Raw genomic sequence first — 19,142 nt, 5'->3', positions numbered from 1 at the left:
AATAGCTCCCTTATCCTTGTGATATTTTCTAAAGATTAACATTCTGATCCCAAAGCGTCAATGGGAAGTGAGTGTGCAGTTAGATGACCCTGCTAGGTTCTAGAAATGGAAGAATTGCGGTGAAATTAATCTATCGGAATCAATAGATTCCATGTTATTCTAGTTAATAAAAATAATAGAAATAGGGGAAGTGTCGATGAAAAAATTGCTCCATGTTCTCTTTGTTTTAGTATTACTAATAGGTTTAAATGTAAGTGAAGGGAACACTGCATCTGCTGTACAGGCTAAACAGGTGTTGCGTATTGGTTTTGATTATATTCCTGTAGATCTAGATCCTGCCTCTTCCACAGATAGTAGTACGACTACGGTCATTAAAGGGATATTTGAGGGATTGGTGCGTTTGAATGATGCGGGAGAGGCGGTTCCCGGGATAGCCAAGTCGTGGACAGTCTCCAAGGATGGGAAAACATACACGTTCTCCTTGCGGCCGAGCGCAAAATGGAGTAATCAGCAGCAGGTTAAGGCTTCAGATTTTGAGTATGCATGGAAACAAGCGCTTGCACCTCAGTCTATGAATAGCTATGCATTCAAAATGTTCATAATTGCTAACGCAGAGAATTATCATAAAGGGAAGCTAAAGGAGTCTTCGAAAGTGGGTGTGAAAGCGTTAAATAACGATACACTCCAAGTGACTTTGAATGAAAAAACTTCACATTTCCCGCAGCTTCTCGCGGAAAGTATTTACATGCCAATTAATGCGCAAGTCGCGAAAGCAGATAAGAATTGGGCGTACAATATTAAAACTATGGTTACTAATGGCCCTTTTAAACTGCAACAGTGGGATGAAAATTCGATTCATCTAATTAAAAATCCAAACTATTATGCGGCGCAAGAAATTCGTTTCTCAGAGGTGCATCTACTTCGGCCTAAAGCTGGAACACCTTCGCCAACTATGGCCTACTTAAACAATGAAGTTGACTGGGTAGGGGCAAAAGATGAGCTGATAGATAAGGCTTCTTTAAATTCTGTATTCCCTCAGGAGTTATATGCATTGCCGTATGCTTCTACATATTATTATCAGTTCAATCTAAGCAAAGCACCTTTCAAAAATCTGAAGATACGTAAAGCATTAGCCATGGCAGCTAACCGAGAATCTATCGGCTATGGTACACCTGCTTACGGTTTTATTCCTCGGAGTATTCGTGGTTCCAAGTTGAATTTTAGATCAGAGATTATTGATACACGGTATTTCAAAGAGGATGTAATACAGGCTAAGAAATTACTTCAGGAAGGTTTGAAGGAAGAGGGCTTAACTCAGCTTCCTAGTTTTTCGATTATTATAAATGAAGGTCATGAAGAAATTGCAGAAGCCGTTATTAACAGCTGGAACAAAAATCTGGGCATTACAGTAGGCTTTGAGGTTCAACCCTGGGAAGATCTGCTTGATAATCGTCTTAAGCTGAATTATACAATGGCAAAAGCGGCTTGGGCAGCCGACTATAACGATCCATCGACTTTTTTAGATTATTTCACATCTTGGAGCAGCGATAATGATTCGGGCTGGAGCAGTGCACTTTATGATAGTTATATTAAACAAGCTAGGCTTACATTAGACACTAGCGAACGAAACAAGCTTTATGCAAAAGCTGAAAAAATGCTCATTGACCAAATGGTCATCCTTCCGCTGTATTATTTTTATGCTGATGTTTTGCATAAACCTAACATTAAAAAAGTAAGTGTAGAGTATGATGGTTCCATATCTTTTTCAAGAGGGTATTTAATCTAAAAAATTATAGTAATAAAGACTATGAGGATACTTCCGCAGTTATTGGGAGTGTCCTTTTTGTATGGAATTAATCACCTTTGTGAAACCGCTTCAGATAACGACACAATATTGTGAAAATTTTCACCTGTTTATTAAAAATTTTAATATATAATTAATTTATAATCAAAAACAAGGGGGATTTAAAATGAAGTTATTTAAAATGATGTTAGTAGCAGGCGTCTCGGTTGCAGTCTTGTCTGGTTGTGGTGCGAATAATAATAATGCAACTAATTCAGCGGCTACTACGGCTCCAGCTACAGAGCAAACGGATGCAGTTACTACAGCTTCAATCGTAAATCAAGCAGATGCGTTTACCAAGGCTGTAAGTAAAGATGGAAACTGGATTATTGCCATTCTAAATGATGTGACCATTGCCCAAGATGTTGTTGTTGAAGGCGAATTCCATGATAAAGGGGCCGCAGACGGCGACATCTACCGTAAGATTGCTCTTTATGCCCAAGACGCTGATCACAAAGTTACTGCCAATTACACACTCACTGTACCTAAGTTAACTGTACAAAGTGAAAATTTACGAGTTCAAGGCGGAACCATTAAAGGTGATGTTTATGTAGAAGCGAACGGATTTAATCTGCATGAAACTTCGACTATTGATGGAAATCTTTACTTCGCAAACGAAGATGTGAAAGCAACTGCAGGGATTGAAGGTAAAGTGACTGGGGCAACTGAAGTTAAATAAGTTAGTGATGATTTCGATTAGGTAGAAGTAGAAGGACTAAATAGATAGAATTATCCGGATAGGATAGGCAAAAGGAATCAGTAATGAATGGGCTGACTCATAATGGACTACACCCCATCTAGTTACCATATGAGAGCCAACGGCTTCGAAGTAACAAGTAATGGAGTATTGAAGCAGTGAATTATTGGAGTATGAAGTAATGGAGTATGAAGTAATGGAGTATGAAGTAATGGAGTATGAAACATTGAAGTGTACAGTAGATGGTTTTAACTGTATTTTGTACAACTAAAATGCTCAAAACGCCCGGCCAATGCAAATAGCTGTATTTTGTACATCTATTTTCCTGATTTAATACTCTATAGGCTATTTCTCTAGTTTTTAATTGTATAGAATACACTTAAAGTTAGAATTAGCCCTTGTGGATATCGAATAAGTGTATAGATTGCAGTTATCTTACAGATATATCAAGATAGTGCGCTACAACGGAGTGGTTATCCGAAAGCTACGAATGATTAAGCTTAGCTCATAACCTATCAAGCAAATCACAACAGACCCAAAACACCAGTCAGCGAACCTCCAATAACGGAGAATTGCTGCCTGGTTGTTTTTTTGTGGATGATGAATATATGAACTATTGTTGATTTTCTTCCTATTGACTTATAATATTACTATCACTACTAGGAGGAACACATATGTCTAAGGAGTATTCGCGCACATATATTGAGAGCGTAAAGCTTGAAATGTTAAATAGGTTGGGATTAAAGCAGGTGTTCTTCAAGGAGCAAATAGGGGACAGCCTAATTTTTGAAGCTGTGGGCTTTGATAAAGGGGCAAAACACCGCTTTTGCGTTAGACCAAAGACGAAAACGATTGATGAATTCATTTCAGGCAAATGGATGAAGGTCCGCAGTTTTATAATCAAAAGTGTGGATATTTAATGTTGAACGCTAAAAAGGTAGCCCCGTTAATCGGAGTTACCTTCTTATTTTTTGACCCATAGTCATTGATAATGTGAAGTATCTCCATACAGATCGATGGTTGTATTGTTATCAGTTAGGGTTACTTTACATAATGCAGTAGAGAGAATATCCGGTAACTCCCCTATTTCCTGCAATGATTTATTAAGAAAATAAGCCATAATGACTTTTAAAGTCATCCGATGGGTGACGATGAGCACCTCTAGCCCTACGTTATCGTTTATGATGCGCTCCATTGTCGGCACTACTCTTTCTTCAAGCTGCTTATAAGTCTCACCTGAGGTTAGAGGAATATATAGATCGGGTCTGGTGAAAAAATGGGAATATTGTAAAGGGGATTCTAGTTGTATCTGATCCGTATTCATTCCTTCCCAGCTCCCCATGTTTATTTCCATTAAAGAAACTTGCTGTTGAATAGGTAAACTCCGCTTTCCCCGTAAAATCTGCGCAGTATGCAATGCTCTTGGACTAGTACTAGAATAAATTGCGCCTAAGTTTTCTACTTGCAAACGATCCCTTAACCATTCGGTCTGCTGTTCGCCCAAGGCTGTAAGCGCAGAATTTTGATGCCCTTGCATTCGTTTTTGTAAATTCCATTCTGTTTGCCCGTGGCGGGTTAAGTATAATACTGTCTTTGTCATTAACAAAACCTCCCTTATGAATAGTTGTAAGTATAAGAGAAAAAAATATAAATAAACAATATATAATAGTTAACATCCATAATGTATAGTTATAGTAAATGGCTGAGGATAGATAAGCGGCGATTAGAGATATTATTTTATTAGGTGAGGAAGAAATCATGATGAACTATCATGTATTAAAATTGTTTTATTACGTTGCGATCACAGGTAGTGTGACCAAAGCCTCTGAACGTTTGCATATCAGTCAACCCGCTATATCAGCGCAAATCCGTAAGTTTGAACGGGAGAATCATATTTTGTTATTTGAAATTAAAGGAAAGAGGATGGTGCTCACCCCTTTAGGAAAAAGGTTAATCGAACCTCTTGAGAAGTTTTTTGCCATGGGTGATCAAGTCCAGCAAATCATTGAAGACTATCACAAATTTCCTGAGGGGAATCTGCGGATTGCAGGTAATTATTTGGCAACAAGCATCCTCATTCCCCGGTGGGCGTCATTATTCAAACAATCTTTTCCGGAAGTTAACATTCAGATCACTACTACTAATTCTCATGGAGTCATGGAAAAATTGAATAATTTTGAAGCAGACGTAGCGATTTACAGTGATATGGAGTTTCCTACGCATAATACAGGAGTGTTCGAACATCGGGAGTTATATAGGGACGAGTATGTATTCGTGGTTTCTTCCCATCACCCTTTTGCCAATCAGCAGGTTAGCTTTGAAGAAGTGATGTCTGAAGCATTTATTATGAGAGAAGAGGGCAGTGCAGCCAGAGAGCGGCTTGTCCGGTTGTGTGAAGAAAGAAGTGTACAGCAGCCAACGATTGGGCTTCAATTTAATGGAGTGAATGAAGTTATTCAAGCTGTGATTGCCGGTTATGGAATTAGTTATGTATCCGCTTTGTTGGCGAAACCTTATCTTGATCAGGGAACATTAGCTAATGTAGCAGTAGAAAATGTAGTCTCCAAGCATTCGATATGGATGGGTTACAGAAAGAAGGAACTTCAAGAAAGCTATATGCAGTCGTTTATTACGCTCGTTATGAAACAATTAAGTTTAAAATAATATTAGGAAATTAAAGATAAGCTTATGGTAAACTATGGATAAAAGTTAGGAGGGGTCATAATGGATCAAATCATATTCAAACAACTTAAGTTTGTGCGTAGTGTTACTGTTCGTGCTGTCGAGGGACTTTCTGAGGGAATTTTAGATAGTATTCCAGAAGGTTTTAATAACAATATCCGCTGGAACTTGGGACATATTTATTTGGTGCAAGAGAAGTTTGCCTTTCATTCTGCTAGGGAGCTTATGCAATTGCCGGCAAGCTTTGAACGCTTATTTGCGAAAGGGACTAAACCAGCCGAGTGGAATGAGGAACCGCCAACGCTTGAAGTTTTACTTGAGATGCTTACGGAGCAACCCAAACGGATCCAGGAAGCTTTTCACAATCGCTTAAGTGAGCAAGTAACCCCTCTTACAACAGGAAGTGGATTAACCTTAAATTCAATCGGTGAATTCATAAATTTCACACTTTACCATGAAGGTATGCACTTCAATACAATAAAATTATTAAATCGCTTTGCAGATAAATAAATTCAAATAACAAAAGATATCGATATATAATTGGTATCTTTTGTTAGCTTTATGATCAAAAAAAAGATTTGTAAATGAAAAGGTTATGTGATAATCTAATTTATGTAATACATGTAACCGGTTACACATTGGGGGATGAATTAAAGAATGATGACGATCAAAGATGTCGCAAAAATAGCTGGAGTTTCGGTAGCAACAGTCTCACGGGTTATAAATGAATCTGGATATGTGAATATCGATACTCGCAAAAAGGTTGAGGCAGCGATCAAAGAAATGAATTATACCCCTAATGAGGTTGCAAGATCATTGTACAAGCGGAAATCTAAATTAATCGGGCTGCTCTTGCCTGATATTACCAACCCCTTCTTCCCGCAGTTAGCGCGGGGGATAGAGGATCGGATGCAGGAGCAAGGTTATCGGATCATCTTTGGCAATAGTGATGAGAACGAGGACAAAGAGATGGATTATATTCAAACCTTTATCCAAAATAATGTCATTGGCATGATATCGTCAACCAACTTCCCTGAGAGCGACGTTTATTCTAACTTGAAAATTCCGGTCGTATTTCTGGACCGTACTTCTAACGATAGCCCTTCCGTATACGCAGATGGCAAAAAGGGCGGACGTCTTGCAGCACAAGAGATTATCGCACGGGGAAGCAAAAAAATCACAGTAATACAAGGACCGGCGCATATCAAACCTGCACAAGATCGATTTCTTGGGGCGATTGAAGTACTTAATGAAATGGGAATCAGCTATAATGTGATCCAAACTTCATCCTTCTCCCATACAGTAGCAGAACAATGGGCTGTGGAGTTATTTGCTAAATATATAGATACAGATGGCGTAATTGCCAGTAATGATATTGTGGCGACGGCAGTCATTCATGAAGCACATCGTTTAGGTAAAAGAGTGCCGCAGGATCTGCAAATCATCGGATTTGATGATATCCCGCTTAGCAGCTTGTTGTCACCTGCTTTATCCACCATTCGCCAGCCGGCACATGATATGGGTAGAGAAGCCGCGGGTTTACTTATTAAGCTAATTGAGCAAGATAAGGTGGAAGAGAAGATTATTCAACTACCCGTTAGCTTTGTGGAGCGGGAAACTACAAGAAGTAAAGAATAGATGACAACATGAGAAAGGTTGATGAAAATGGCTAAGATTTGTGTAATTGGCAGCTGTTCAATGGATTTAGTAGTGACTTCGAATAAGCGACCTCACGCGGGTGAGACTGTGCTTGGAGAACAATTCTCCACCGTTCCGGGCGGTAAGGGCGCGAACCAAGCAGTCGCTGCAGCCCGTCTTGGAGCAGAAGTTACGATGGTTGGTTGTGTAGGTGATGATTTCTATGGTACCGCTATCATGGATAATCTGAAAAAGAATCGCGTTTTTACCGCCAATGTGGAACCGGTTACACATGCCGAAAGCGGAACAGCTCACATCATTTTAGCGGAAGGCGATAACAGCATTATCGTTGTAAAAGGAGCCAATGATTTAGTTACTCCTGCATTGGTTGAACGGGCACTTGAGAATATTAAAGGCTCTGACATGGTATTAATCCAACAAGAAATTCCGGAAGAAACGGTGTCTTTTGTAAGTGAGATTTGCCACAAATTCAATGTGCCTATGTTGCTAAACCCAGCACCTGCTCGTCCTATCAGTGAAACGATTATAAACAATGCCACCTATTTAACACCCAATGAACATGAATGTGCAATATTATTTCCTGAGATGAGTACTGCTGAAGCTTTACGCAAATATCCCAATAAGTTATTTATAACCGAGGGCAGCAATGGTGTGCGTTATTACGATGGTAAACAGGAAGTTTTAGTTCCCACCTATAAAGTAAATGCTATAGATACCACTGGAGCAGGAGATACTTTTAATGCGGCATTTGCTGTTGCTCTAGCTGAAGGCAAGTCTATTCGAACTAGTGTAAAGTTTGCCAATCGCGCGGCTTCTTTATCCGTCACAAAATTTGGTGCCCAAGGTGGCATGCCAACAAGAGTAGAGGTGGAGGTGAGTCTTTAATTATGAAAAAACAAGGAATCTTAAACAGTCATATTTCCAAAGTGCTTACTGATTTAGGCCACACCGATACGATTGTCATTGCTGATATTGGATTACCCGTTCCACCTGGTGTTCCAAAGATTGATTTAGCACTTAAATTGGGAGTTCCCAGCTTTCAAGAGCTTGTCGAAATCATTTCAGAGGATATGGTCATTGAGAAAGTTATCGTAGCAGAGGAATTAGCTGAAAAAAATAAAGATACCTCTGAATACTTGAATGACAAATTTAAGGAAATACCTATAGAGGCGATTTCACATGAACAATTTAAATGGTTAACCCAGCATGCGAAGGTCATCATTCGTACGGGGGAAGCTAAGCCTTATGCAAATTGTATTTTACAAGCCGGGGTCTATTTTTGATAAAAAGGGGGTTCAAAGCGTATGCACATTACGATGAAAGATATTTATAAATCTTTTGGGGCTAACCGTGTGTTGACGGGTGTGGATTTTGAACTGAAGGATGGCGAAGTTCATGCCCTAATGGGAGAAAATGGCGCAGGCAAGTCTACTCTGATGAACATTCTGATTGGACTGCATCAGCGTGATCAAGGGACCATTACTATAGATGGTCAGGAAACATACTTTAATAATCCCAAAGAGGCTGAACGTTATGGGATCGCTTTTATCCATCAGGAGCTGAACGTGTGGCCGGATATGACGGTTCTAGATAATCTGTTTATTGGTAAGGAACGAACCTCCAAACTAGGGATCTTAAATATGAAAGAGATGAAAGCGTTAGCAAATGAACAATTTCGTAAGCTCTCCGTAACGATTCCCTTAAATCAAGAGGCGGGGGAATGTTCGGTAGGTGAGAAACAGATGATTGAGATTGCAAAAGCGCTTATGACTCATGCAAAAGTTATCGTCATGGACGAACCGACAGCGGCATTAACCGAACGGGAAATCCAAAAATTGTTCGAAGTCATAACTTCCCTTAAAAAGGAAGGCGTCTCCATCGTGTATATTTCGCACCGGATGGAAGAGATCTTTACGATATGTGACCGAATAACGGTCATGCGAGATGGGAAAACAGTAGACACGAAGCCCATTCCAGAGACTAACTTCGATGATGTAGTTCGGAAGATGGTAGGGCGTGAATTAACTGACCGGTTTCCTGAGCGTACCTCCAAACCCGGAGAGGTTGTTCTTGAAGTCAAAAATGCCACGAAAAAAGGGCAATTTAAAGATGTTAATTTCTCCGTTCGTTCTGGTGAGATCTTAGGCTTCTCAGGATTAATGGGATCTGGACGAACAGAAATGATGAGAACCTTATTCGGATTGGAATCGTTAGACCGTGGTGAGATTATGGTACGGGGAGAAAAGGTCACGATTCGAAATCCCAATGATGCGATGAAGGCGGGGATAGGATTCGTTACGGAGGATCGGAAAGATGAAGGGTTAGTGCTTGATTTCTCTATTCGAGACAATATGGTCCTTACAAATTTATATAGCTTCGCTCCTAAGGGTGTAATCATTGATAAAAAAGAACAAGAATTTGTAGACATACTTATCAAACGGCTGCACATCAAGACACAGTCTTCCTCCACTTTAGTCCGGAATTTATCCGGGGGGAATCAACAAAAAGTGGTCATCGCCAAATGGATTGGGATTGGCTTAAGTGTGCTTATCCTCGATGAACCTACCCGTGGAGTGGACGTAGGAGCTAAACGGGAGATCTACCAGCTCATGAACGAATTAACGGAACGTGGAGTCGCCATTATCATGGTATCGTCAGAGCTTCCTGAAGTTTTAGGAATGAGCGACCGGATCGTAGTGGTTCATGAAGGGGAAATTAGTGGAGAGCTATCACAACTAGAAGCTACGCAAGAAAAAATCATGACGTTAGCTACAGGGGGGCAATAGTAATGACAACTATCAAAGGTGAGAGAGAAAATAAAGGTTTTCAAATCGGGCAAATTACACAGAAGCTAGGTCCATTACTAGGGCTGATTATTCTAATTGTTATCGTTACGGTGTTGAACCCAAGCTTTATGGAGCCCCTTAATATCCTGAACTTGCTTAGACAAGTTGCCATAAATGCGCTTATCGCTTTTGGGATGACCTTTGTTATTCTAACGGGTGGTATCGATTTATCGGTGGGTTCTATTCTAGCCCTATCCAGTGCCTTCACAGCTAACCTGATGTTGTCAGGTTGGGATCCTGTCTTAGCTATTATTGTAGGTTGTTTAGCGGGTGGTGTGATGGGGATGGTCAATGGACTCATGATTACCAAAGGTAAAATGGCACCATTTATCGCTACGTTGGCGACCATGACGATTTTCCGGGGATTAACTCTTGTATACACAGACGGTAATCCAATCACAGGTCTTGGAGACAGCATGACCTTCCAATTGTTTGGTCGTGGATATTTACTGGGAATACCTGTACCTGCTATAACAATGCTCATCGTCTTCGCAGTCTTATGGGTTGTATTGCACAAAACTCCATTTGGTCGTAAAACCTATGCCATTGGTGGTAATGAAAAAGCATCAATTATTTCAGGGATTAAAGTAGACCGCATTAAAATTATGATCTATTCATTGACCGGTATGTTGTCCGCATTGGCAGGAGCTATCCTGACTTCCAGATTGAACTCAGCACAACCCACAGCAGGCACATCCTATGAGCTGGATGCTATCGCAGCTGTAGTATTAGGCGGTACGAGCTTAACTGGTGGTCGTGGACGTATCGTAGGCACATTGATTGGTGCACTGATTATCGGGATTTTGAACAATGGTTTGAACTTGCTCGGCGTATCCTCTTTTTACCAAATGGTGGTCAAAGGGATCGTTATTGCCATTGCCGTACTCATAGACCGTAAGAAAGCCGTATAAGGGGGATTCCAACATGAAAAAGTTAACTTTGATTCTTACTTCCTTACTATTAATTCTCATGACAGGATGTTCCTTGGAGCCTCCAGAGTGGGCTAAGCCTAGCAGTGGTGGAAGCATGGAGAATATGAAGATTGGATTATCCATATCTACTTTAAATAACCCCTTCTTTGTATCCGTTAAAGATGGTGTTTTGGCCGAGGCTAAGAAGCAAGGCTTGGAAGTCCTTGTCATTGATGCCCAAAATGATTCTGCTAAACAAAGTAATGACGTCGAAGATTTGATGCAAAAAGGTGTGAATGCGTTATTGATCAATCCTGTAGATTCATCAGCGATCTCGACGGTAGTGCAAACAGCTAACAGTTTAAATATTCCCGTCGTTACGTTGGACCGTTCCGCAGATCAAGGGGATATCAAAGCTCTAGTTGCCTCTGACAATGTAAAGGGTGGCTCTATGGCGGCAGAATATATTGTAGAGCAGCTTGGGAAAGGTGCAAAGGTCATCGAGCTAGAAGGATCCCCAGGAGCGTCAGCGACTCGGGAACGCGGTAAGGGATTCCATGAAATTGCGGACAGCCAGCTAGATGTCATTGCTAAGCAAACGGCTGATTTCGACCGTACGAAAGGCCTGACCGTTATGGAGAACCTTCTACAAGGAAATCCTGGCGTACAAGCAGTTTTCGCTCATAATGATGAAATGGCGCTAGGTGCCATTGAAGCCATTCAAAGTTCAGGCAAGAATATCCCTGTGATTGGTTTTGATGGAAATGAAGATGCACTTAAATCCATCGAAGCTGGTAAATTAACAGGAACCGTTGCTCAGCAGCCTGAATTAATTGGCCAGCTAGCCATTCAAGCCGCTAAGGATGTATTAGAAGGCAAAACCGTAGAAAAGCTGATTGCGGCACCGCTTAAACTAGTTGTTAAAGAGTCAAAATAATAACCATTATAGAAAAAGACTGCGCTCGCCGATTTGGCGAGCACAGTCTTTTTTGCTGTACATTGCAGCTTATTCTTCAATAACTCTATCCGGTAGCTGTGTAACATAGCTGTCTGACAAATGGAGCAGCTGTAAGGCACGCTCGAATTCGTCTTCTGTGGATTGCAGAGGTTGATCGCCGTTACCAGATAAAGTATAATGCTGGCCATCCTCGAAGCCACTGCCGGATAAGAAGAGCTCTTCGTTATTTACGAAAGATCCTGTAGGCAAATAATACCGTTGTGGAAGTAAGTTATATGTTGATTGATTCAAGAGATCTTGTCCGAAATGAATATGATCTGTAAGAGAGACACCCAATAAATTAGATACGGTAGGTAAAATATCTACTTGCCCGCCCAGCTGTTCTTTTACACTAGGTGTTGTAATCCCTGTCGCTGACATGATCAACGGAATATTAATCAATTCACGTTCCGAATATTCATGGCCGAGAATCTCTTCCAGTAGGAGATGATCATCCTCTTTTAGAGAGAAGATAGGCAGTCCACGATGATCCCCGTACAATACGATCAAGCTGTTATCCCATACTCCGTTTTGTTTGAGCTCATCGATAAAAAGTCCTAGCGCATAATCAGCATAATTCTGAGCCCGAATATAATCGCCAACAAGCGTTCCTTCGAATCGCACTGGAAGTGTCATTTTGTATTTATCCTCTGGGATGGAGAACGGGTTATGAGATGACATCGAAATTACATGGGAGTAGAAGGGCTGGTTATCCTGATCCATTCTTGCCAGCTCTGCAGCGGTTTTTTCATACAAAACTTCATCAGAAGCGCCATAAAATACTGTGTCTTCTTCCCCGAAGTAAGTTTTATCATAATAACGATTGAATCCCAAAGCACTATAAAGCTCACCACGGTTCCAAAAGTCGACTTCGTTCGTATGGAATGTTGCCGTATCGTAACCTTGTGCTTGCAGCAGCTTGGGTAAGCTTGGAAGCTCTTTAGGAGCGTACATTTGGGTAGCTGGACCATCAGGTGGTACATAAAAAGAAGTGTTTACAATAAACTCTGCGTCAGAAGTGTTGCCTTGTCCAACCTGCTGGTAGAAACGCGGGAAGTAGAAGCTGCTGGCCGCAAGCTTGTTCATATTTGGTGTGATTTCTTGTCCATCAATCTTTAGATTGATTAAGAAGTTCTGGAAAGACTCCATTTGCAGAATGATTAGATTTTTTCCTTTGGCGGCTCCAAATAAAACCGGGTTAGAGATCGCTTGAATTCCTTTGGTTTTATCAATAGTGGATTGCGTAATCTCAGAGACGTCAATTTGTTCTTCCTCTTGATCAGCTAGCAGAGAGTAGGCTTCATAATTAAGAATGCCCATTTGCTCCGCTTTAATCGTTTCGTTCATACTGGCACGGTTTGGAAAAATATTCATTGCACAAATGATGATGGAAATACAGAACAGGACTGCCACCGCTTTACGGTTACTTTTGCGCGACATGGCTTTTTTCCAATCCAGTGCTTTCTGTTTTCTAAACATCACCAAGCTGATGACAATGATATCCACAAAGATAAGCATATATTGAGGACGAAGGACCGAAAATATACTTTTCTTTACGGCTCCCACTTGTTTGACCTGATCTAATACTTGCGAAGTAGCAATGATGCCAAAATGATTATGATATACAATTAATGAGAAAAATAGAGTAGTAATCAACACATTGACAAGCATGTAAATTGCAATTTTTCGTTTCGTAGCGAACCATTCAATCAAGCAAAAGACTAGAAGTACAAAAGGGATTTCTTTAAGCCAAGTGGTCCAAGTAGGGCCATCTTCAAATAGAAAATACCAGGCAAAATAGCTTTTTACAAGCATAATGAGAGAGAAGAATAGCAGGGATCTTTTACTGAGGGTACGAGGTTCTTTAAACGGCATTGCTTATGCCCATCCTTTTCTTTTTAGATTAGTTCATTCTATTACATTGAAGCGTTTAAAATCAACTAGATTTGGGTATGTCTGAGTGAAATTTTCCTTAATATTACAGTTTAGGTGGATTGAATAGTTCGCAATATATAAAAATTTTTTATGAAGATGAACTTTTTACAGTGCTCCTGACTCATATAGGGGAGAGAGGTGAAGGCATGGATGTTATACGATTGGTGAAAAAAGCCAAAAAAGGAAATAAAGAAGTTTTGCTGCACTTAATTATGTCTGAAAAAGATGTTTTTTATAGGCTTGCGTACAGCTATATGGGAAATGCGCAAGATGCAATGGATGCCATGGAGGAAATGATAGTTACGTTATACGAGAAGATTGATCAACTTAAGAAAGAGGAGTCTTTTTACAGCTGGAGTAAAACGATTTTGGTAAATGGCTGCAAAAGGCAGCTTCATAAGCGAAGCAAACTGGTGTTATTAGAGGATTGGAGCTCCAATGATAAGATGGAAAGCGTCCATGTTGCACCAGGCGATCCTTATCATAAAAGTGAACAGCAAATGGATATGCAGGCGTTATTGTTACATGTGAACGAGCAGCAAAGAGAAGCAATTCAATTAAAGTATTTTCATGATCTCGATTATCAAACGATAGCTGACATTACACAGGTCTCGATCGGAACTGTTAAATCAAGAATCTACAATGGATTACAAACGCTAAAAAATCATTACAGAGGTGATGTTGATGAACGATAACGTCGAACAACGATTGGTGGATGAGAAGAGGAATTTAGAGTCCATAACTGCACCTGAGGGTTTAGAAATGAGATTAAGAAATGCTTTAGACTCGGCACCCCCAAAAAGAATAAAAAGAAAAAGCTCCCCCCTCTGGAAGATTGCAGCCGTCATCTTATTAGTGATAGTGGTTACTGGAAACAGCTATAATGCCTTCGCTTATTATGGAAAAAAGTTATTTGGTTTTGATGAGGTGCTAGAGGGAACTTTACAACAACTCAATGAACAAGGAATGGGACAAAGCATAGACAAAAAGACGACGTTAGCAGATGGAACAGAACTTAAGATTAACGGAATTATGGCAGATGCCAATCAATTTATTGTGTATTACACGTTAAACAATCCTAAGGGACTAGAGGAGACGGGAGATCATTTTAGTCCTTCTAAAATAGAAGGGTTTCTCACGAATTCCAACATAAGAAGTGGCGTATCTTTAATCAATGACGAACATACAGAAATAAAAGGCACGATGACATTTGATAGCGTAAGCCCATTTTCGAAAAAACTAACACTTCATTACTGGGGACCTCTACAGAAAGGGCAGATGAGTGAAGGGAGCATAACGTTTTCTTATAATCCAAATCAAGCGATGGTGACTCAGATCAAACAGTCGATTAATAAAAAGGTCAAAGCCGACAAAGGATCAATTACCTTCAAATCGATCACGGCCACACCAACCATGACTGTGATTAAAGGGAGTATGAATGTCGAGAATTTCGATCGAATAAGATTAGGGTTAGAAGGCATTCAATTAATTGCCAATGGAAAGCCTGTAGAAATATTAGGTAGTAGCAATAAAACCTCGCTGGGTGGGAGATCATTTGATATTCGTTATGACACCTTGCCAAAAGAACTACATTCATTGCAGCTGGTTGTTAAAGAGTTTGTTGGATATCAGAAGCTGGAAGAGAAGTATCCTCTAAATGCTGATAGTAATGAGCCGATTCTACTGGGGGATAAAGAATTATGGATTAAGGATGTGTCCAATACCGCTCAAGGGATTGAAGTAACTATTGCTACAGATGAGGATGTAATGCTGGATGGTGTGTCTATAGAAAATGCTGGCGAAAACACGGCTTTAAAAACAACAATTAATCAAAAAGAGTCAGAAAAAAACAACGGTAAACTCATGAAGGAACGCACCTTATTATTTGATACACAAACGAAACCTGAAAATATTCTGATAGAAGGAATACATTATATGAAGGAATATAACAAGGTGATTGAGATTCCAGTGGATTAAAAAGAGGTGCCATATCCATAATTTATGAAATATAGTAAGCTATAATAGTCTGAGAAAGTGAGGGGGTTATGGAAAATATAGGAGCTTATAAGGTGAGTCGTCCGTCGTTAATGTCGCTTCTGTTTTCTATGATTTTTTCAAGTAGCATACTACTGTTAAATGCCAGAAATAATATGGAGTATAAAGTATTACTTTATTTTGGTTATATATGGTTGACCTTCTGTCTGATTGTTGTAATCATATTGCTCTATAGGATCATTACGATTAGAAAGTTCATTGAGGTTCGGATTCTTCCAGACTCTATACTAGTAGATAACAAAGAAATTCAAGCGAAACAAATTGAGAATATTTATGTAAAGGGCTATTTCATACCCGTAATAGGCATTAAACCTGTAGATCACAAATTTCCTCCCTATAGATTATGTTTTAGTTTTCTTGACGAAGAATACAAAGGTATGAAAGAACTAACCGCATGGGCCGAACATAATCAGATTAAACTATCTAAAAAAAGATTTATGAGATGGCTTTAACCGGGCTCTGACCAGTCCACCATACCGCGCTATATGCGCACTGCGGAGAGGATGGGTGTCCCAAAAGCCGAAAATGGCTACTGGGGCACCTCATTTTTTTTGCTCCATCATCGAACCCCAAAACGTCGCTCGTTTCCTCTATCTGCGAATCCAGAAACGTCGTTCGCTTCCTCCATCCGCAAATCCAGAAACGTCGTTTGCTGCTATCACCGATTTCCCAAACCTCGCGCACATTCTCCATCATCGAACACTCTAATTTTGTCACCTCCGCTATCCCCCAAAAACTACTCTTTCTTCGATCACATTTGCGCACCCGGAAGTGGCTAACGGACTCAGATGACCCTTAGACGCGTCATATCCCACTTTTGGAATCCTAACGGACCGCATAGTCGCTATTGGCCTGAAAAACACCCCAAATGATGCCTTTTCGACGGAATAACTGCGCTGGAGTCCGAAACCTTGCTCCAAAGCCGAAATATTCGCAAATAACGTCATCTGGGTCCGAAAAGCAACCGTCATCCATCATCGAATCCCCAAACGTCGTTCGCTTCCTCCATCCGCGATTTCTCATACTTCGTTTGTTACCGCTATCACCGATTTCCCAAACCTCGCTCACATTCTCCATCATTCAACCCCAAACCTCGCTCACATTCTTCATCACCGAATCCTCAAATTTTGTTCTCTTCCGCTATCACACTCCCAAGTCACACTTTCTTCGATCACATTTGCGCGTCCGGAAGCATCTATCGGACTCAGATGACCCTTAGACGCGTCATATCCCATTTTTGGAATTCTAACGGACCGCATAGTCGCTATTGGCCTGAAAAACACCCCGAAAGCAGCCTTTTCAGGGGAATAACTGCACTGGAGTCCGAACCCTTGCTCCAAAGCCGAAATATTCGCAAATAACGTCATCTGGGTCCGAAAGTAACCGCCATCCATCATCGAACCCCAAAAACCTCGTTCGCTTCCACTTTTGGAGTCCTGACTGCCGCATAGAGACTGATTACGCCAATACGCTAATAGGTGGAATGAATGGAAAACACTTAGTTTTTGTTGCAAATACAACAATTATGGTATACTATTTTCCTGTCACATCTGCATAACACCATATAAATGGAGCTCAAAATAAGAGTTTATTTGTAAATTGATATTTTAAAAGGAGAAAACACAATGGCTATAAATATAAAAAAGTGCACGTTCGAAGATTTAGGTTCACTTCAAGGAATTAGTGTTGAAACATTTAATGAGACATTTAGTAATCAGAATTCACCTGAAAATATGAAAGCCTACTTGGATAGAGCATTTAACTTAAAGCAATTAGAAAAAGAATTGTCGGATAGCTCATCAGAATTCTATTTTATTTATTTTAATGAAGAAATAGCTGGGTATTTAAAGGTTAACACCGATGATGCTCAATCTGAAGTAATGGGCAATGATTGGCTTGAAATCGAGAGGATTTATATTAGGAAAAAATTTCATAAACAGGGGCTTGGGCAATATCTAATAAATAAAGCTATAGAAATAGCGATACAATGTAATAAAGAGAAGATTTGGCTGGGGGTTTGGGAAAAAAATAAGAACGCCATTAGCTTTTATGAAAAAATGAAGTTTGTTCATACAGGAACTCATTCTTTTTATATGGGTGATGAGGAACAAATAGACTTTATTATGACAAAACAACTATAACATTTCTCTAAAATGATGTTAACTAAGGAGCGATAGGAGGCTTAGAATGAAGCAACTTTATATAAAACAAAAGGTATTCAGTCTAAGTGGTAAATTCACGGTAAAGAATCAGCAGGAGCAAGATGTCTATTACGTAGAGGGCAGTTTTATGCAAATTCCCAAGACTTTCTCTATTATGAATACAACAAGAGATGAAGTCGCACTAATTACGAAAAAGGTGTTCAGTTTTTTACCAAAGTTTTTTGTTGAAGTAGATGGTCGAGAGGTGTTAACGATTAAGAAGGAGTTTTCTTTCTTTAAAGCACGTTATACGATTGATGCTGCTGACATTGAGGTACATGGTAACTGGTGGGACATGGATTTTCAGGTTTTACAGCATGGTGTAGTCATCGGTAAAGTGAACAAGGAGTGGTTCACTTGGGGTGATAGCTATAAGGTTCAAATATTGAATGATGAGATGGAGACGCTCATGATTGCGTTCGTTGTCGCTATTGATTGTGTGAAGGCTGACCAAGCATCTGCATCTCATCAGTGACGATTTAACATTAAAGTTGAAAACTTAACAAGGTGACGTGGACGGAATTAATTCAGCAGGTGCTGATGAGTGTAATTGGCTTAGTTTATTTATGATGCGTTGAACCGTACTATAAGTAGGAGCAAGTTTAGTTTTTTGATATTGCCTATGTTAGATCTTATTGTTGATTTTCATTTTTTGAAAAAACGCCCATTGCGCCCAAGCGCCCTCTCCACGAATGCATATGATGATTATGCCTACTCATTGAAAGGAGCGATCACATATGGGATTTTTTCCAACACCGGGAGCCGGCGGAGGATTTCCAGGATTCCCGGGCGGACCTGGCGGACCTGGCATGCCGGGAGGACCCGGAGGACCTGGAGGACCCGGGGGACCAGGGTTTCCGGGAACCCCCGGACAATTTCCGGGGGGTGCACCAGGAGGCGTTCAAGCGCCGACGGCTCCTCCACCGCAATTCGTGCCGCAAATGTCGACTACCACATTTGCCATTGATCCCGGCGGGATCAGACGCTGCCTGTTCCGCAACACATACATTTGGCTGAACAACGGCGAGCAATTCTGGTTCTTTCCGGTATTCGTCGGACGTAATTCTATTGCAGGGTTCAGATGGAACGGTTTTTTCTGGTCGTACTTCGGCATTGATTTGAATCGGATTAGCTCGTTCACGTGCTTCTAAGGCAGACAGCGATAGAGAACAGCCAGCAGGCTGTTCTCTATGTTATGCGAATTTTCGTGTTCCGGGAGTAGTGAATTACGCAAAAGATACATAGACAAGGTTCATTTTTCCCTGACGCTGACGTTAATACTAGATTCAAAAAAGGACTACTCTGCGAAGGATAAC

General features: G+C 40.4%; 21 protein-coding genes. 17 read left to right on the top strand and 4 right to left on the bottom strand.

Translation table 11 applies throughout. The features are described 5' to 3' along the window. Positions 1 to 196: 196 nt before the first annotated feature. The 3 genes from MKX34_RS20640 (at position 197) to MKX34_RS20630 (ending at position 3,460) form a co-directional block, all read left to right on the top strand. Positions 197 to 1,786 (top strand): peptide ABC transporter substrate-binding protein, encoded by a 1,590-nt coding sequence (locus MKX34_RS20640; RefSeq protein ID WP_051491588.1) that lies wholly within the window; start codon positions 197 to 199, stop codon positions 1,784 to 1,786. A 184-nt stretch (positions 1,787 to 1,970) separates the two neighbouring features. Then, positions 1,971 to 2,522, top strand: a complete 552-nt coding sequence (locus tag MKX34_RS20635) for a polymer-forming cytoskeletal protein (RefSeq protein WP_076100192.1) — start codon at positions 1,971 to 1,973, stop codon at positions 2,520 to 2,522. A gap of 692 nt (positions 2,523 to 3,214) precedes the next feature. Beyond that, positions 3,215 to 3,460, top strand: a complete 246-nt coding sequence (locus tag MKX34_RS20630) for a hypothetical protein (protein ID WP_036688955.1) — start codon at positions 3,215 to 3,217, stop codon at positions 3,458 to 3,460. A gap of 62 nt (positions 3,461 to 3,522) precedes the next feature. On the opposite strand, the gene MKX34_RS20625 is transcribed toward MKX34_RS20630, so the two are convergent. Next, entirely contained in the window at positions 3,523 to 4,140 is a 618-nt protein-coding gene (locus tag MKX34_RS20625) for a histidine phosphatase family protein (RefSeq protein WP_076297671.1), read from the bottom strand. Positions 4,141 to 4,298: 158 nt separating this feature from the next. Here MKX34_RS20625 and MKX34_RS20620 point away from each other — a divergent pair, with 158 nt between their 5' ends. The 8 genes from MKX34_RS20620 (at position 4,299) to rbsB (ending at position 11,575) form a co-directional block, all read left to right on the top strand. Continuing rightward, complete coding sequence (locus MKX34_RS20620; RefSeq protein ID WP_081384084.1) at positions 4,299 to 5,204, top strand: LysR family transcriptional regulator; 906 nt, start codon at positions 4,299 to 4,301, stop codon at positions 5,202 to 5,204. 60 nt (positions 5,205 to 5,264) lie between these two features. Continuing rightward, positions 5,265 to 5,732 (top strand): DinB family protein, encoded by a 468-nt coding sequence (locus MKX34_RS20615; RefSeq protein ID WP_076105268.1) that lies wholly within the window; start codon positions 5,265 to 5,267, stop codon positions 5,730 to 5,732. 147 nt (positions 5,733 to 5,879) lie between these two features. After that, positions 5,880 to 6,860: a LacI family DNA-binding transcriptional regulator gene (locus MKX34_RS20610; RefSeq protein WP_036688945.1), complete on the top strand. Its 981-nt coding sequence runs from the start codon at positions 5,880 to 5,882 to the stop codon at positions 6,858 to 6,860. A gap of 27 nt (positions 6,861 to 6,887) precedes the next feature. Continuing rightward, positions 6,888 to 7,766: a ribokinase gene (gene rbsK / locus MKX34_RS20605; RefSeq protein WP_036689135.1), complete on the top strand. Its 879-nt coding sequence runs from the start codon at positions 6,888 to 6,890 to the stop codon at positions 7,764 to 7,766. 2 nt (positions 7,767 to 7,768) lie between these two features. Beyond that, positions 7,769 to 8,164, top strand: coding sequence for a D-ribose pyranase (gene rbsD, locus MKX34_RS20600; RefSeq protein WP_038572233.1), 396 nt, complete (start codon positions 7,769 to 7,771; stop codon positions 8,162 to 8,164). A 21-nt stretch (positions 8,165 to 8,185) separates the two neighbouring features. Continuing rightward, on the top strand, positions 8,186 to 9,667 hold the full coding sequence (locus MKX34_RS20595) for a sugar ABC transporter ATP-binding protein (RefSeq protein WP_036688940.1): 1,482 nt from the start codon (positions 8,186 to 8,188) through the stop codon (positions 9,665 to 9,667). 2 nt (positions 9,668 to 9,669) lie between these two features. Next, entirely contained in the window at positions 9,670 to 10,638 is a 969-nt protein-coding gene (rbsC, locus tag MKX34_RS20590) for a ribose ABC transporter permease (RefSeq protein WP_036688938.1), read from the top strand. Between the two features lie 13 nt (positions 10,639 to 10,651). Next, a complete protein-coding gene (gene rbsB / locus MKX34_RS20585) occupies positions 10,652 to 11,575 on the top strand; it encodes a ribose ABC transporter substrate-binding protein RbsB (RefSeq protein ID WP_036688935.1) in 924 nt (307 codons plus the stop codon). Between the two features lie 69 nt (positions 11,576 to 11,644). On the opposite strand, the gene MKX34_RS20580 is transcribed toward rbsB, so the two are convergent. After that, entirely contained in the window at positions 11,645 to 13,510 is a 1,866-nt protein-coding gene (locus tag MKX34_RS20580; protein WP_038572228.1) for an LTA synthase family protein, read from the bottom strand. Between the two features lie 206 nt (positions 13,511 to 13,716). Between MKX34_RS20580 and MKX34_RS20575 the strand changes: the two genes are divergently transcribed. From MKX34_RS20575 to MKX34_RS20565, 3 genes are all read left to right on the top strand, one after another. Then, positions 13,717 to 14,265, top strand: a complete 549-nt coding sequence (locus tag MKX34_RS20575) for a sigma-70 family RNA polymerase sigma factor (RefSeq protein ID WP_076105269.1) — start codon at positions 13,717 to 13,719, stop codon at positions 14,263 to 14,265. Then, positions 14,255 to 15,547 (top strand): DUF4179 domain-containing protein, encoded by a 1,293-nt coding sequence (locus MKX34_RS20570; protein WP_076297670.1) that lies wholly within the window; start codon positions 14,255 to 14,257, stop codon positions 15,545 to 15,547. Before MKX34_RS20575 ends, MKX34_RS20570 begins: the two co-directional genes overlap by 11 nt. Positions 15,548 to 15,615: 68 nt before the next feature. Continuing rightward, on the top strand, positions 15,616 to 16,077 hold the full coding sequence (locus tag MKX34_RS20565) for a hypothetical protein (protein ID WP_076105271.1): 462 nt from the start codon (positions 15,616 to 15,618) through the stop codon (positions 16,075 to 16,077). Positions 16,078 to 16,450: 373 nt separating this feature from the next. On the opposite strand, the gene MKX34_RS20560 is transcribed toward MKX34_RS20565, so the two are convergent. Both MKX34_RS20560 and MKX34_RS20555 read right to left on the bottom strand, forming a co-directional pair. After that, complete coding sequence (locus MKX34_RS20560) at positions 16,451 to 16,705, bottom strand: hypothetical protein (protein ID WP_143758660.1); 255 nt, start codon at positions 16,703 to 16,705, stop codon at positions 16,451 to 16,453. Between the two features lie 29 nt (positions 16,706 to 16,734). Continuing rightward, positions 16,735 to 17,139 (bottom strand): hypothetical protein, encoded by a 405-nt coding sequence (locus tag MKX34_RS20555; RefSeq protein WP_339203283.1) that lies wholly within the window; start codon positions 17,137 to 17,139, stop codon positions 16,735 to 16,737. 111 nt (positions 17,140 to 17,250) lie between these two features. Here MKX34_RS20555 and MKX34_RS20550 point away from each other — a divergent pair, with 111 nt between their 5' ends. The 3 genes from MKX34_RS20550 (at position 17,251) to MKX34_RS20540 (ending at position 18,977) form a co-directional block, all read left to right on the top strand. Next, positions 17,251 to 17,766 carry a GNAT family N-acetyltransferase gene (locus MKX34_RS20550; protein WP_076297668.1) on the top strand — a complete coding sequence of 172 codons (516 nt, stop codon included), beginning with the start codon at positions 17,251 to 17,253 and terminating at the stop codon, positions 17,764 to 17,766. A 46-nt stretch (positions 17,767 to 17,812) separates the two neighbouring features. After that, positions 17,813 to 18,301: an LURP-one-related family protein gene (locus MKX34_RS20545; protein ID WP_076104991.1), complete on the top strand. Its 489-nt coding sequence runs from the start codon at positions 17,813 to 17,815 to the stop codon at positions 18,299 to 18,301. Positions 18,302 to 18,563: 262 nt separating this feature from the next. Continuing rightward, the gene (locus MKX34_RS20540; RefSeq protein WP_076104990.1) at positions 18,564 to 18,977 is read left to right on the top strand and encodes a transporter; all 414 of its coding nucleotides are present in this window, start codon (positions 18,564 to 18,566) and stop codon (positions 18,975 to 18,977) included. Positions 18,978 to 19,142: the final 165 nt, after the last annotated feature.

The sequence above is a fragment of the Paenibacillus sp. FSL R5-0636 genome (genome assembly GCF_037974255.1).
Lineage (GTDB): Bacteria > Bacillota > Bacilli > Paenibacillales > Paenibacillaceae > Paenibacillus_AQ > Paenibacillus_AQ odorifer.
The sequence above is the reverse complement of the archived record's forward strand: the minus strand, read 5'-3'. Positions and strand labels throughout refer to the sequence as shown.